Annotated in this window: 20 protein-coding genes and 1 pseudogene; 7 read left to right on the top strand and 14 right to left on the bottom strand. The window is 68.7% G+C overall.

Going from position 1 to position 12,303, the window contains the following annotated elements; all coding sequences use genetic code 11:
* The 10 genes from AB0O19_RS35550 to AB0O19_RS35595 form a co-directional block, all read right to left on the bottom strand.
* On the bottom strand, positions 1-1,111 hold a 1,111-nt coding region (locus tag AB0O19_RS35550; protein WP_363625572.1), incomplete at its 3' end, for a methyltransferase domain-containing protein.
* Between the two features lie 3 nt (positions 1,112-1,114).
* Positions 1,115-1,258, bottom strand: coding sequence for a hypothetical protein (locus AB0O19_RS35555; RefSeq protein ID WP_363625574.1), 144 nt, complete (start codon positions 1,256-1,258; stop codon positions 1,115-1,117).
* 107 nt (positions 1,259-1,365) lie between these two features.
* On the bottom strand, positions 1,366-1,584 hold the full coding sequence (locus AB0O19_RS35560; protein WP_363625576.1) for a hypothetical protein: 219 nt from the start codon (positions 1,582-1,584) through the stop codon (positions 1,366-1,368).
* A gap of 118 nt (positions 1,585-1,702) precedes the next feature.
* A complete protein-coding gene (locus AB0O19_RS35565) occupies positions 1,703-1,903 on the bottom strand; it encodes a hypothetical protein (RefSeq protein WP_363625578.1) in 201 nt (66 codons plus the stop codon).
* A 41-nt stretch (positions 1,904-1,944) separates the two neighbouring features.
* Positions 1,945-2,118 carry a hypothetical protein gene (locus AB0O19_RS35570; RefSeq protein WP_363582707.1) on the bottom strand — a complete coding sequence of 58 codons (174 nt, stop codon included), beginning with the start codon at positions 2,116-2,118 and terminating at the stop codon, positions 1,945-1,947.
* A 22-nt stretch (positions 2,119-2,140) separates the two neighbouring features.
* Positions 2,141-2,359, bottom strand: coding sequence for a hypothetical protein (locus AB0O19_RS35575; protein ID WP_363625580.1), 219 nt, complete (start codon positions 2,357-2,359; stop codon positions 2,141-2,143).
* A gap of 97 nt (positions 2,360-2,456) precedes the next feature.
* Positions 2,457-3,305 (bottom strand): helix-turn-helix transcriptional regulator, encoded by an 849-nt coding sequence (locus AB0O19_RS35580; RefSeq protein WP_363625582.1) that lies wholly within the window; start codon positions 3,303-3,305, stop codon positions 2,457-2,459.
* A 24-nt stretch (positions 3,306-3,329) separates the two neighbouring features.
* On the bottom strand, positions 3,330-3,854 hold the full coding sequence (locus AB0O19_RS35585; RefSeq protein ID WP_363625584.1) for a DUF6879 family protein: 525 nt from the start codon (positions 3,852-3,854) through the stop codon (positions 3,330-3,332).
* On the bottom strand, positions 3,778-4,089 hold the full coding sequence (locus tag AB0O19_RS35590) for a hypothetical protein (RefSeq protein WP_363625586.1): 312 nt from the start codon (positions 4,087-4,089) through the stop codon (positions 3,778-3,780). Before AB0O19_RS35590 ends, AB0O19_RS35585 begins: the two co-directional genes overlap by 77 nt.
* Positions 4,090-4,359: 270 nt before the next feature.
* Positions 4,360-4,521: a hypothetical protein gene (locus tag AB0O19_RS35595; RefSeq protein WP_363625588.1), complete on the bottom strand. Its 162-nt coding sequence runs from the start codon at positions 4,519-4,521 to the stop codon at positions 4,360-4,362.
* A gap of 415 nt (positions 4,522-4,936) precedes the next feature.
* Here AB0O19_RS35595 and AB0O19_RS35600 point away from each other — a divergent pair, with 415 nt between their 5' ends.
* The 3 genes from AB0O19_RS35600 to AB0O19_RS35610 are packed head-to-tail and all read left to right on the top strand — an operon-like array spanning position 4,937 to position 6,211.
* Positions 4,937-5,221 (top strand): hypothetical protein, encoded by a 285-nt coding sequence (locus AB0O19_RS35600; protein ID WP_363625590.1) that lies wholly within the window; start codon positions 4,937-4,939, stop codon positions 5,219-5,221.
* Positions 5,222-5,269: 48 nt separating this feature from the next.
* Positions 5,270-5,575 (top strand): hypothetical protein, encoded by a 306-nt coding sequence (locus tag AB0O19_RS35605; protein WP_363625591.1) that lies wholly within the window; start codon positions 5,270-5,272, stop codon positions 5,573-5,575.
* A 15-nt stretch (positions 5,576-5,590) separates the two neighbouring features.
* Positions 5,591-6,211 (top strand): hypothetical protein, encoded by a 621-nt coding sequence (locus AB0O19_RS35610; RefSeq protein ID WP_363625593.1) that lies wholly within the window; start codon positions 5,591-5,593, stop codon positions 6,209-6,211.
* A 58-nt stretch (positions 6,212-6,269) separates the two neighbouring features.
* On the opposite strand, the gene AB0O19_RS35615 is transcribed toward AB0O19_RS35610, so the two are convergent.
* Positions 6,270-6,770, bottom strand: coding sequence for a hypothetical protein (locus AB0O19_RS35615; protein ID WP_363625595.1), 501 nt, complete (start codon positions 6,768-6,770; stop codon positions 6,270-6,272).
* A gap of 351 nt (positions 6,771-7,121) precedes the next feature.
* Here AB0O19_RS35615 and AB0O19_RS35620 point away from each other — a divergent pair, with 351 nt between their 5' ends.
* Positions 7,122-7,346, top strand: coding sequence for a hypothetical protein (locus AB0O19_RS35620; RefSeq protein WP_363625597.1), 225 nt, complete (start codon positions 7,122-7,124; stop codon positions 7,344-7,346).
* Positions 7,347-7,464: 118 nt separating this feature from the next.
* Here the strand turns inward: AB0O19_RS35620 and AB0O19_RS35625 are convergent, their stop codons facing one another.
* Together AB0O19_RS35625 and AB0O19_RS35630 are read right to left on the bottom strand one after the other, a co-directional pair.
* The gene (locus tag AB0O19_RS35625; RefSeq protein ID WP_363625599.1) at positions 7,465-7,803 is read right to left on the bottom strand and encodes a peptidase inhibitor family I36 protein; all 339 of its coding nucleotides are present in this window, start codon (positions 7,801-7,803) and stop codon (positions 7,465-7,467) included.
* Between the two features lie 260 nt (positions 7,804-8,063).
* A complete protein-coding gene (locus AB0O19_RS35630) occupies positions 8,064-9,323 on the bottom strand; it encodes a recombinase family protein (RefSeq protein WP_363625601.1) in 1,260 nt (419 codons plus the stop codon).
* 517 nt (positions 9,324-9,840) lie between these two features.
* On the opposite strand from AB0O19_RS35630, the pseudogene AB0O19_RS35635 reads away from it, so the two are divergent.
* The 3 genes and pseudogenes from AB0O19_RS35635 to AB0O19_RS35645 all read left to right on the top strand — a co-directional run.
* Positions 9,841-10,113, top strand: a pseudogene (locus tag AB0O19_RS35635) (hypothetical protein); the annotation flags it as partial.
* 24 nt (positions 10,114-10,137) lie between these two features.
* The gene (locus tag AB0O19_RS35640; protein ID WP_363625611.1) at positions 10,138-10,647 is read left to right on the top strand and encodes a hypothetical protein; all 510 of its coding nucleotides are present in this window, start codon (positions 10,138-10,140) and stop codon (positions 10,645-10,647) included.
* The gene (locus AB0O19_RS35645; protein ID WP_363625603.1) at positions 10,629-11,666 is read left to right on the top strand and encodes a GDP-mannose 4,6-dehydratase; all 1,038 of its coding nucleotides are present in this window, start codon (positions 10,629-10,631) and stop codon (positions 11,664-11,666) included. Before AB0O19_RS35640 ends, AB0O19_RS35645 begins: the two co-directional genes overlap by 19 nt.
* A gap of 50 nt (positions 11,667-11,716) precedes the next feature.
* Here AB0O19_RS35645 and AB0O19_RS35650 read toward each other — a convergent pair whose 3' ends face one another.
* Positions 11,717-12,031 carry a hypothetical protein gene (locus AB0O19_RS35650; RefSeq protein ID WP_363625605.1) on the bottom strand — a complete coding sequence of 105 codons (315 nt, stop codon included), beginning with the start codon at positions 12,029-12,031 and terminating at the stop codon, positions 11,717-11,719.
* Positions 12,032-12,303: the final 272 nt, after the last annotated feature.

Raw genomic sequence — 12,303 nt, forward strand, 5'->3', positions numbered from 1 at the left:
TGAGGCCGAAGCGGTCGAAGCCGGGGCGGCCCTGGTCGTCCCACCAGCGGTAGGCGGCCTCCACCTCGTCCCAGAGGTTGCGGGGCCCGGACTGGTACACCTCGTACTCGGTGCGGCCGTGCTCGTAGTCTGCTGACGCCCAGGACCGCTTGTCGCGGCTGTAGATCCACAGCGTGTACGCGCCGTTGTCGTAGCGCTCGGCACGCCAGAACGCGCCGGGTACCCCGAGGCCGATGACGAACTGCTGGAACCACTCGCCGGTGTCCCACGGGGACAGCGTGGTGGTGCTCTTCACGCCGTCGGCCGGCCAGGGCACCCCGTGCAGGTACTCCTCGAACAGCGGCCGTTCGGTGCGCTGCTGACGCATCCTCATGAAGGCGGAGCCGCCGGTGAACGTGCCGACCGCGCGGGACCGGTCGTCGTTCACGATCAGGCGGACGATCTGCTCGCCGCCGTACTCGGTGCCGAACGGGGCCACGATCACCGCGCCGGGGGCCGACTGCTCCAGCCACGCCGCAGGGATCTCCAGCACGGAGCACGTGGCGATGATGCGATCGTAGGGAGCGCCCTGCGGCCACCCGGCCCGCCCGTCGCCCTCGACCACGGTCGGCGCGAGTCCGGCCCGGCCCAGGTTCTCCCGCGCCCCCCGGGCGACCTCCGGGTCGTACTCGACGCTCACCACGTTCGTGTCCCCGAGCCGCCGGGCCAGCAGGCCCGCGTTCCAGCCCGTACCCGTGCCGATCTCCAGCACCCGGTCACCCGCGTTCACGTCCAGCGTGCGGAGCATGGAAGCCACCATCGTCGGCATGGAGTTGGACGAACTCGGGGTCGTCCCGAGCCCGTCCCCCTCGTGGTCGCCGTCGTCCCACTGCGTCGTCAGTGGGATGTCCGAGTAGACCGCCCTGCGCCACGCCCCGGGGTCCTTCGACCGGTACACCACGGGGTTTTGTTTCGTGCCGTTCGCGATGCCGGGCCAGATACGGTCCGGGACGAACTGCTCGCGGGGTACGGCCTCGAAGGAGGGGAGCCAGTCCGAAGTGAGTGCGCCGCTGGCCACCAGCGCGGAGGCGAGCCCCTGAGGGCCTGCCTCCCTGTGCGTCTCGCCGGTCACTGGCTACTTACCGCCCGCCGGGTTCTGGCCGTCCGAGGTGTTGCCGCCCTCGTCCGAGCCGCCACCGCCGTGCCCGGAGCCCTTGTTGCTGTCGTCCTGCTGCTTGCCGCCGTTACCGGAACCGGTGCCGCCTCCGCGCTTGCCCATGCCGCTACCTCCGTGCTCGTCGTGTCCGGCGGACGGATGCCCGCCGGGTGGTGGTGCCCGTCCCGGCCGTTCTTCCCCAGGTCGGCCGGGACGGGGGTCTGTGGGTGCTACTTGGGGTTCGACGGCTGTTCGGCCCGGATGTTCTCCCCGTCGGAGTCCGTGATGATCAGGACGAGCGGTACGTCGTCGGGGATGAACAGTTCCCGGCGAACCGCGTCGGCGATGACCTGTTCGAAGTGCCTGTCGATGTCGTCCGCCGCGACGTACGGGTCGGACAGTGCCCCCGCGATTTCCAGCTGATAGCCCTCGGCCGGCACGACGCTCACGTTGACTTCACGCGGCACCGGCGGATCAGACGTGTGTACTCCATAGGGGGTGGATGGTGGTCGGCCACCGCCTGTCCGTCGTCCTCGGCGCTCTCCTGCGGGCGGCTCGACACGGGACCTACGCCGGGCGCTTGTCGAGCGCGGCCCGCAGCGCGGCGCGACGGTGGGGCGTCCGGGCACGGATGATGCAGTCGTTGCAGATCGGGTGACAGGTGCGCTGGGGGTCACCGGGGGCCTGGAGCGAGGTGCCCGCGCAGACCAGCGTCTCCCGGGAGCAGACCCAGCACGTCCCCTCGCGGTAGCCGTCGGGCCGGTCCACGACGCGCCCCTCGCCCGGAGGCCAGGAGGGCGGCAGCGTGTTCAATCCGCGGCCTCCAAGTCCACCAGCAGGACCATCTCCGGGTAGGGATCGCTGGAGCTGTCCCGGTTCACCCAGGCGTGGTTAGCGAGCCTGCTCGGGGTCTCCGCGACGGTGCCCGTCCATCCGTCCTTGCGGTGCCGGACCGGGTCGCCCTGGATCACACCGACTTTCACAGTTGCGCCTCTCCATCGGTGCTCATGCGGCGTTCCTGCGGGCGACGCAGGCGGGGCAGGTGCACCAGGACCACACGGCGGCGATCTGAAGCTCGCCAGCCCCGGACAGGGGGCGGCTGGCGGCGTTGGCCGTCCTGTAGTCGTCCGGCGGGCTCCAGCCGGGGGGAAGTCGGTTCGACTCACTCTTGCTCCGACCCACGTCGACCTCGCGGTACTCACGCTTGGGGTTGCGTCTCGCCATCGGTCTGTCCTCCTTCGCCGTGGCGGTGGGGGTGCGTGATAGACCGTAGGGAGGCAGCTACAGACGGTGCCACTATCTTGCACCGTCTTGCACGGATTCACCCGAGAGCGCGGATGGCCTGCTCAATTAGGGTCCGCGCTTCGCGGCCGTGTACCGCCATGCCCGAGAGAACCCTGAAGGCCTTCGAGTACGCGGCAATCTCGCTCGGCGTCGTGATCTTGACGACTGCGGTCAGCAACTCGGCGTCCACCTGCCGATCATCGAACATGTAGAAGGCTTCGAGCGGCCACATAGCTCGCGGCGCTCGGAAAGGAATCACCCCAAGGCTGACGCGGGGCAGGGCCATGATGTCCAGCAGGTGGCGCAGCTGATCCGCCATGGCTTCCTCGTCGCCCAGGGGGTAGTACAGGACCGTCTCCTCCAGGACGAAGGCGTAGGTGCAGCCCCCCTGATGGAGATAGCGCCCCCGTTGGAGGCGGCTCTCGACGGCGGCCTCAACATCATTCGGCGTGTTCTGGAAGGCCGTGATGGCTCCCATCAGCGCGCGAGCGTATTCACGGCGCTGGACGATCCCCGGCATAACGTTGGAGCAGTACATCCGGATCTGCCGGCTGTTCTCGAACAGGGGCAGGATGGCGTCCTGGGCGTGCTTCATGCCTGTTCGATGCAGGCGCTTCCACTCGACGTACATCTCGTCGGCGGCACGACTCGCGGCAACCAAATCGGCCGCCTCGCCCTCGGCACCACAGGCCACGCACCATCGCTGGATGTCATCTGCGGAGGGCGGCGTTTTGGCCCCTGCGATGCGAGAGACCTTGGACTCGCTGAAGCCCGTCCGTAGGGCCAGATGATGCCCCGTCAGGCCAGCTTCTTGCTGAAGGGCTTTCAACCTCTTGGCGATCGTCTCACGGGCGCCTTGCGCACTGGACGATGGGGACAGGGGCATGATCTGGCGGTCCTGCGTACTAACTCAGACGGCGAACTTCTCGTGCTCCACTCCGCGCTCCCAGACCGCTTCGAAGGCGTTGGCGCACAACTCGACGACCGCCGAGTCCTCGGAGTACTGCGGATCCAACGCCGCCCCGGGACCATCGAACAGGTTGAAGCGAACGGCACGGCCGTCTACAAGCCAGAAGTCGTTGCCCGGCAGGGCGAGATGCGACGCCTCGCTTCGGGGCAGCCATCGCACCTGTTCGCCGATGGCCAGGTTCACGCTCGTAATGTGGTGCTCGTACCGCACGTAGTCCGTCACCGGCACTGAGACGACGCGGGCCCGGCGCACCTGGACACCTCGGGCAACGGTACGGCGGACGAGGTCGCTCCACCCGCTCCAGTACTCCGAGTCGGGGTTAACGTCGACAGCTTCACCGCGGAGCCACTTGGCGAGTTCGGAGGCTTCCTCAGCGACGTTGTACTGGTCACGCAGCTCCAGGTGCACCGCCGTGCTCTTCGCCGAGTCCAGCATCTCCACGAAGCTGGGAACGCTCTGCCTCATCACACGCCCTCCTGAGAATCGGCACCATGCGGGCCGGAATCCGAAACACTCCCTCGTGCGCCGGGATCGTGTTCTCGTGGTCCGGACCGTGGCCGGCCGCGAGCGCGCCAGCGATCGACGCCTCATCGGCCATATAGGTCTGGACCAGTAAGTCCCCGATCCCCTCGTCCACCCAGATGGTCGGGCTGTTCCCCTGGCCGGTCTCCGGGTCGATACCAAAGAACCGTATCGTCATGGCTACCCCTCCTGTCACTTCACTTGCGCGATCTTGCATGGCCGTTAGTGCAGGAACCAGGATCGCGCGCGAGTATGAGGCCGTGTCAGGCGTATCGCTTTCTGACGAACCGCCAGCTCATCCTTGGGGTCCATCATGACGGCGACTGCCCACAGCTCCAAGAGGTAGAGAGCCCCGCCCTTCCTGATGGCGAGGAATGGCGGGGCCCAGCAGTAGCTAGTCACTCAGAGTGTCCGATTGGGGTGCAGCGTAGTGGCTACGACGAAGGGTCTACGACGGGGTGAGGCCTGGTGCCACCCGATACTTCTCGTCTTCCTCCGGCGGCGGGAGCGGGACGGTGATGGACAGCTCGATGGCCGCGACCCGGCGGGTGAGGTAGCCGCGTCGGCCGGCGGCTGCCCCGACCCAGGCTCCGGCGGTGTCCTTGGGCATCCAGACACCCCCGTGCTTCTCCACGGTGCCGATCTGTTCGCCGAGGCCCCGTACGACCCGGTAGTGGCCTCGGCGGCCCTCGTAGTCGAGTTCGAAGCACCGCGGATTCCATCGGCCCTCGGCCAGGACGTTGTCGGGGTGAATGCTCAGGGGTGGTGCCTTCCGTTCGGGTGGGTGGGGGTGGGGCCTGGTGCCATCGGCCGGTGGGGCCGTCGACGGCCGACTGGGTGGGCGAGGCGGGGGTGGGCTCTGGTGTCCGCTCCCCGATCTCGACGCCGTCGGCGAGCAGTTGTCGGACGGCGGCCTCGGCCTGGTGCTCGTAGCGGTGGCGGGAGATGAAGTAGCCGTTCTCCCGGATCTCGTACATCTCCGCCGCGAAGTCAGTGGTGTTGAGGGTGGCGTCCAGGCGGCGGTCATGGCCGGCACCGGTGACGCTCCAGCGGCCGGCACCCACCGCGGATCACGTCAGGTCGATGTCTGCTCCGGTGCGGGCCCGCTGGGCACGCTCGCGCTCGGCCTGCTCGTCGGCGCGGCGCTGGCGTTCGGCGGCGCGCTCGGCCTGGTGCTGCTGCTCTGCCTCCTCGCGACGCCGCAGGAACTCGGCGCGGCTCTGGGCGGCCTGGCGTTCCAGCTCCGCGAGGCGCTGGCGGGCGGCTTCCCGGTGGCGGGCGGCTTCGTGGCCGCCGGGCAGCGGGGGTAGGGCCTGGGGCTCCGCGCGGGCTGGCCAGGGCTCGGCGAGGTCGGTGCGGTGGTGCCGCCAGATGGTGAGCATGGCGCGGCCGTCCGCTGTGGCGACGACGTCGCCGTTCTCCTCCTGCTGGAGAAACCCGGCGGCGATGACCAGCTCGACCACCTTCCGCCGTACCCGGCGGCCCTTGGCGTCGAGCCGGGCCCCGGCGGGGACCTGCCCGACGGCGCGCGCCTGCGCGTCTTCGCCGACCACGGCGGCAACGACGGCTACAGCCTGGAGATCACCCGCGACGGCCAGACCGTCCGCTACGACGCCGGACACTCCGCCCGCGAAGTCCAGGCATTCCTGGCCCTGTTCACCTGACAAGAGAGAACCCCTATGACGACCGTAACTGAGACCGTCCACCCGGACGAGCAGCGCTTCCCCTGCAAGTACGACGGCCCCACCGACTTCGCCCGCCTGCACGTAGACGCCGAAGGCGACATCGGCGTACTTATCCGCGCTGGTGAGGCCATGGCCTCCATCTACCAGAACCCCGAAGTCGCCCAGCAGTTCGGCAACGCCCTGATCCAGGCCGCAGCGCAGTCCCGCACGCTCGCCCAGGAGATCGAGCGCGTCCGCCAGGAGGAAGCCGAGGCCGCCCGACGCCTGGGCGAGATGGAGGCCGCCCGCCAGGCCGAGCAGGACCGCCAGGCCGGACTGCCCTACATGGTGCCCGGCGGCTCGACCTCGCCCACCGCCTTCCCCCAGCCGGTCCTGGCCGACCAGCTGACCGCACCGCAGCCGGTCATCACCGCGATGCCGCCCGCACCGTCCCAGCCGCCCACCTTCGCCGACGTGATGCTCCCCGCGAACGACACCACCGCGGAGCGCGAGCGCGCGTTCCTGCGCGCCTCCGAACTGCTCGGCCCGGACGCAGGCGTCGCCAGCAAGATCGCCATGGCGAATTTCCTGCTCCAGGAGACGAGGCGAGCTGCGCCGTCGAACCGTCATCGCTAACGCGCCTGGGCCGGTGGGAACCCGCAGACCAGGCGCGTGGCGGGTGAGCGGGAAGCGGTTACGAGAGCTCGGTGAAGTGGAAGATGGATGCGTTCGACGCACTCTTGGTCGTCACGAGCCTGCCAGGGAAGGAGATGTCCGGGGTTACCTGCCAGAAGTAGGTTCCCACCAGGACCAGGTTGTTGACATGGCCCTCATCGTCCTGGGTCCAGTAGGAGGCGGGAAGGACGGGACAGAAGCCTTGTTCGCCGTCCACGTCGATGCACTTGCCGCTCTGCACGCTGCGAACGTGTCCGGTGAGGGTGTCGTGGGTCCACGCCTGGGCGGGGTCGGTGCCGCCGGTACTGCAAGCCGCGAAGACAACAGACGAGTCGGCGGGGATGGGGTTGATCTGGAGGCAGTAGGTGGTCCCGCTGATGGTGGTCTCGATCAGGAACCGGGTGCCCGGCGGGGGGAAGGCCGCGTGGGCGGGCAGCGCCGTGGCCAGGGGCAGCGCGAGGGTGGGGGCGGCGAGGGCGGCGATCCGGGCTATGCGCCGGACGGCGAGACGAACGTTCACGTCGAAACTCCTGGATGAGGGTGGGGAGGGGGGATCCACGACCCCTGAACGTGATCGTATGATTACTAAATGTTCTCCACATGTCGCGGGCCGGAGCACGCCCCCGGCATGCTGACGGCACAACCAGCGCACCTACCTGGGTAGGTTCAGGTTCTGAGCCAACAGGCCGCCCGTGCCTACGAGGCCCGCACCCCCACAGGCGAGCGTGTCATCGTCATCGAGACCGAGCACTCCACACCCGGCCGCCAGATCACCCGATCGGTCGTCCCCCTTCCGAAACGCGTGGCACTGGATCTGGCCATGAGCATCGAAGATTGCACTTGGTGACAGCCACGATGGTTGGATAGCGGCATGAGCGAGCCCGACCACCCCCGGGTGATCGCCGAGGTCGCCCTGCGCAGCCTCCAGGCCGACCGCTGCAACGGCGAGTACCTGTTGACCCAGTACCTCAGCAGCCCTGACGCGAGGGCACTGCTGGCCTCACCCGAGGTGCCTGACCACGCGGTAGAGCTGCTGGCCGAGATCGGCCGCACCCGCCGCCTTGCCCTGGCTCTGCTCCGCACCCTGTCCACCTGACCCACGTTAAGGCCCCCGGCCGGCACTGTTCGCACGGTGCTGACCGGGGGCCTTTTCTGCGTTTCAGACGGCAGTCCGTGGGGCGATGTCCGCTCCGAGGCGATAGCGCGCTTCCGGGTTATCCCCTGAACTGCACTGAGGAGATGGTGTCGTTCTGCCTGACATCGATCTTCGAAAAGTCGATCATGTTGGGGTACTCGCGGGTATCGCTCTGGAGGGGGAAGCTCGTACCGCCGTACCTGGTGTCGGTCCAAAGAATGATCCAACTACCCGGCATCTTCTGAACGACTGAGGAGGTCACATCATTGAAGTTGTGATCCTTGAGGTTCGGGATGGACTCGTCGGTGAGCAGAATCCGCCCGTCGCTCCACCCGTTGAAGTCGCTGTGCTCGTACAGCGCCAGGAAACCGTCCGGGCAGGCGTCCACGCCGTGTCCTCTGATCTCGCGAACAGTCATGTCGGTTCCTTCCGTGCCTTCGCTCCCACAGGAGCGGTCGTTGTATGCAGCCAGCCTCATGCCGCGGATGAGCCCAGCCGAAGCCGTTCGATGGACCCGTCCGGGGTTGGCGCCTCGGAGTCCTGCCCCGTGAGCGGACCGCCCAGAGGGTGCCAGCCCCACAACGCAGGACAAACCGGCAAAGTGGCGGCCGTCCGGCGGCGGCCTTGAGAGCACCGACTGTACGTAGATCCATGCGAGCACACTATGGAAGTGGATGACTACTTATAGCGGTCGGGGTGTCGTGGCCCAGGGCCACCCGCCCCGGGCTGCTCGCCCTCGTCCTTCGGCGGCTTCCACCCGCGCGGCTTCTTCCACACGATGTCCAGCCGGTCCGCCGTGAACCTGCCGCCCGAGTGAGGAGCCTTCAGCAGGTACACCCGCTCGATCGCCAACCGGAGCAACTGCCCCCGGTAGTGGTCGTCCGACGACTCCCACAGCTTCGCGGCGCGGACCGGATCGGTGAGCACGGAAATGTCCGCCATCGGCTGGGCGATCGATTCCCAGTCCTTGCGCGCGTTCTCTACGTCCTCCACCGCCGCCCGGCGCTGCTTGACGTACGTGGCCTCTCCGTCCCGGCCTGGGTATGCCCCGGCAGCCTCCAGGCGGTCGATGCGCGCCACCGCCTCCTCCGCGAGCTTGAGCTGCCCCCGGGCGTCGGCCTCCTTCTTGCTCTCCTCCGGCTGGGACAGGTCCACCCACCCTTCCGCGACGGCCAACAGGGTGGGGTCCAGCGGATTCGCCGTCGACAGCTTCTTGCGCCACTCCTCCGCCAGGACCCGCTCCACGGATGTCCGCATACCCGTTACCGGAGCGGGGCAGTCCAGCCCAAGGTTGACCCTGCCGCACCGGAACGACTGGCCGTGGATCGTCGCCATGTGACCCTTCTTCGGGTCCCGGCCTCCGCCATCGCACCACATGAGCCCCGACGCCGGCGAGCGCTTCATGGGCTTCTCCTGCTCTTCCGCAGTCGGCAGGTTCTTCCGGCGCTCCCACCCGGCCGCGATCCGCCGGTGTTTGTCCCACGTCTCCTGCGGAATACCCTCCACCCCCTTGGCGAACACCCGCACCGGTTTCCCCTTGACATCCCGATAGACCTGGGCGACGTGGTTCACCCGAACGATCTGCCATCCGAGGTAAACCGGGTTCCTCAAGATCGTCCCGACCGTATTCGACCGGAACGGGCCGCCCCGAGTCGACCGGAATCCGTCGGCCGTCAGCCCCAGCGCGATCTTCCGGTTGGACAAGCCCTCGGCGGCCTCCCGGTGGATGCGCTCGACGACCGGCCAGAACTTGCCGTGCTTGAGCTTGTGTACGCAAGGGTTTCGCCAAGACGACCTCGGCTGGGTCCGCGCGTTCGCTTCCCCGGCGTAGTCTCCGGCTGCGTCCGTGTGTTTCGTGCAAGTTGAATCGGCTCCTTTCCCTCGCTGCTGACAGGGGATCAGCATGATGAGCTCTCGAGTGTGCGTAACCCCGTCCACGCCTGCTGCTCCGCTCGCGGAGGCAGTGGAGTTGATACGTCAACTCACCGTGGAGGGACATCTTCCGGCCGGCGGCGCGCAGCGGAGATCATGGAGGAGCGAGGGCCTTGGCGGCGGTATCGGTCAGACAGTAGTCGAAGGGCGTCCCCCCGAGACCGAGGCCCCGACCGCCGAGTGGCTGATGACGGCGGCATGCGAACCGGCCAACACCCGCACCGCCACCGAACTCCCGGCCGCCGCGGGCGCCCCGACGGAAGGCGCACGGACAGACGGGTGACCACGGTCAGTGGCCACGCGAGCAACTCCTCGACCTCGGCGCCACCCTGGTCGACCTGCGCGTCACCCTCTGCTACTTCGTCGAACCGAACCCCGGCCGGCGCGGTGTCATGGGCCAGCACACCTACGCCTCCCACAACTTGCGGTTCGCGATCAAGGGACCGCTGGAGAACCCCTGTCGGACTTCGAAGGACGTGTCGCGAGGTCCGTGGCCCTGGGGGCCATTTGGGGACCACGCCTGGTGAGCGCCCGTGGGCGTCCACCGGGCTCCGCTCCCCGCCCTCCCGGGCGGCGGGTTCGCGGCCCTGCACGCCTGCTTCGAGGGGGAGTTGGAGTCCTGGAGTTCCCGCACCCGGGCATCGGCGCGGGGTGCGCCGTTCCGGCCGACCGGGAGACGCTCGCCCGCCTCCACGCCGAGACGGTGCTGCGGCACTCCGGCAACCGGCCCGTCGTCCTGGTCGGTGCTTCCGCCGGGGGCGCCGTCGCGAACGCCGTTGCCCGATGCCTCGAACTCGGGGGATCCGCTCCCCTGGGACAGGTGCTGATCGACGCGTATCCCGTCCACCAGGGCAATTACTTCAAGGACTGGCTGACCGCCCTGGCCGCCCCACCGGCGGCCGTCGAATTCGGGGAGGCTCGCACGGGAACCGCTGAGAACACCGAAGAGATGCACGCGCTCTTCAACAGGGCGGCGAAGGTCTACGGCCAGAGCGGTATGGAGTTCCTTCGGTCCGTCGGGCGTCGCCTCGTCGAGTTCTCGGGGATCTCCGCGGGGGCATCGGTCCTCGACGTCAGGTCCGGCAGGGGCGCATTGCTCTTCCCGGCGCCGGAGGCCGTCGGGGCGGGCGGCGGGGTGGTCGGCATCGACATCTCTCTCTGGGCGTTTGATGTGAACGGATTGCCCCTTATGTGTCGACCCGACGGAGGACCGGGCGGCGTGCGCCGGAAGTCTCGCAAATTCCTTAGCCCCTCCTCTGGTTCGCTGGCCGTGCCGAGAGCGCTCCGCGAGCAGTGGTTGAAGGGGAACGGATGTCCAAGCGTGCACTGATCACCGGGGTGACCGGTCAGGACGGGTCTTACCTGGCCGAGCACCTGATCTCCCTGGAATACGAGGTCTGGGGCCTGACCAGGGGGCAGGCCAACCCGCGGAAGGACCGGGTCAGCCGGCTGATCCCGGACCTACAGTTCGTCGACGGCGACCTGATGGACCAGAGCAGCCTGGTCTCCGCGGTCGACACCATCCAGCCGGACGAGGTGTACAACCTCGGGGCGATCTCCTTCGTGCCGATGTCCTGGCGCCAGCCGGAACTCGTCACCGAGGTCAACGGGACCGGCGTGCTGCGGGTGCTGGAGGCGATCCGGATGGTGAGCGGGATCAACAAGCCGGCCGGTGCCGCGGGCGGTTCCGGGCGGATCCGGTTCTACCAGGCCTCCAGCTCCGAGATGTTCGGCATGGTGGCGGAGACCCCGCAGAGCGAGCGGACCACCTTCCACCCGCGCAGCCCGTACGGCGTGGTGAAGACCTACGGTCACTACATCACCCGCAACTACCGCGAGTCCTACGGGATGTACGGCGTCTCGGGGATCCTGTTCAACCACGAGTCGCCGCGCCGTGGGGCCGAGTTCGTGACCCGGAAGATCTCCCTCGCGGTCGCGCAGATCAAGCTCGGCCTGCAGGACCGGCTGCTGCTCGGCAACCTCGACGCCGTCCGCGACTGGGGTTTCGCCGGGGACTACGTCCGGGCGATGCACCTGATGCTCCAGCAGGACCACCCGGGCGACTACGTCATCGGCACCGGGCGGATGCACTCGGTGCGGGACGCGGCCCGGATCGCCTTCGAGTGCGTCGGGCTCGACTGGGAGCAGTACGTCGAGGTGGACCCGGGGCTCGTGCGGCCCGCCGAGGTGGAGACGCTCTGCGCCGACGCCGGCGACGCGCGGGAGAAGCTGGGCTGGGAGCCGAAGGTCGACTTCCCCGAGCTCATGCGGATGATGGTCGAGTCCGACCTGGAGCAGGCGCGCGTGGCCCGTGACTACGGCGAGGTGCTGGCCGGCGCCCGCTGGTGACACCCGCCGGGTACGGCGAAGGGCGGTGGGGATTCCGCGTCCCCACCGCCCTACCGTCGTCCGACGGCCGGCCCGCTCGGCGGCCGGGAGAGTTCCAGGATCGCCAGTGCGATCCCGGCACCCTGGTCGCCGAGCCGGGAGGCGTAGCGGCGCAGCATCGCGTTCTCCTGCGCGAGGCTGGTGGTCGGCAATCCGGCGGCGCGACGGCTTAGTTGGTGGCCGCGGGCCAGCCGGACGCGGTGGACCAACTGGGCGATCAGCTGCTCGTCGAGCTCGCTGAGCTCGGCCGCGGCCGGGTCCGCGGTGCCCTCGGTGGAGGGCCGCGGCACTCTCGGTTCGTCGCCGTGCGGGAAGGGTTCGGGCATGGCGGTGATCCTCGTCGATGTCGGGGCGCTCGGCCCGGTCGGGCCGCACCCATGGCTCGCGCAACTGACGATCCAGCCGAACGGCCCGGCAATTCCCTAGAGTCCGGAGCCCGTTCGGACGTGACCGACAGACCCTAGGGAAAATCGGCGCGGCCCCGATCGAGACTGGGCGCTGGAGTGCGGGAATGCGAGCGCCGTGCGTGCCGGGCACGCGGGCCGTCCTCACGCGGATCCCTGCCGTTCGCCGGTCTTCCAGATGGGTTGCGTCGATG

This window comes from Kitasatospora sp. NPDC091276 (genome assembly GCF_040684355.1).
Taxonomy (GTDB): domain Bacteria; phylum Actinomycetota; class Actinomycetes; order Streptomycetales; family Streptomycetaceae; genus Kitasatospora.

Bases quoted from the DNA above. Each gene is read 5' to 3' on its own strand.
- AB0O19_RS35590 (WP_363625586.1), bottom strand. From the start codon at position 4,089: ATGACGATACGGTTCTTTGGTATCGACCCGGAGACCGGCCAGGGGAAC.
- AB0O19_RS35585 (WP_363625584.1), bottom strand. From the start codon at position 3,854: ATGAGGCAGAGCGTTCCCAGCTTCGTGGAGATGCTGGACTCGGCGAAG.
- AB0O19_RS35555 (WP_363625574.1), bottom strand. From the start codon at position 1,258: ATGGGCAAGCGCGGAGGCGGCACCGGTTCCGGTAACGGCGGCAAGCAG.
- AB0O19_RS35620 (WP_363625597.1), top strand. From the start codon at position 7,122: ATGAGCGAGCCCGACCACCCCCGGGTGATCGCCGAGGTCGCCCTGCGC.
- AB0O19_RS35650 (WP_363625605.1), bottom strand. From the start codon at position 12,031: ATGCCCGAACCCTTCCCGCACGGCGACGAACCGAGAGTGCCGCGGCCC.
- AB0O19_RS35645 (WP_363625603.1), top strand. From the start codon at position 10,629: ATGTCCAAGCGTGCACTGATCACCGGGGTGACCGGTCAGGACGGGTCT.
- AB0O19_RS35580 (WP_363625582.1), bottom strand. From the start codon at position 3,305: ATGCCCCTGTCCCCATCGTCCAGTGCGCAAGGCGCCCGTGAGACGATC.
- AB0O19_RS35625 (WP_363625599.1), bottom strand. From the start codon at position 7,803: ATGACTGTTCGCGAGATCAGAGGACACGGCGTGGACGCCTGCCCGGAC.
- AB0O19_RS35575 (WP_363625580.1), bottom strand. From the start codon at position 2,359: ATGGCGAGACGCAACCCCAAGCGTGAGTACCGCGAGGTCGACGTGGGT.
- AB0O19_RS35610 (WP_363625593.1), top strand. From the start codon at position 5,591: ATGACGACCGTAACTGAGACCGTCCACCCGGACGAGCAGCGCTTCCCC.
- AB0O19_RS35595 (WP_363625588.1), bottom strand. From the start codon at position 4,521: ATGCCCAAGGACACCGCCGGAGCCTGGGTCGGGGCAGCCGCCGGCCGA.
- AB0O19_RS35600 (WP_363625590.1), top strand. From the start codon at position 4,937: ATGGCCGGCACCGGTGACGCTCCAGCGGCCGGCACCCACCGCGGATCA.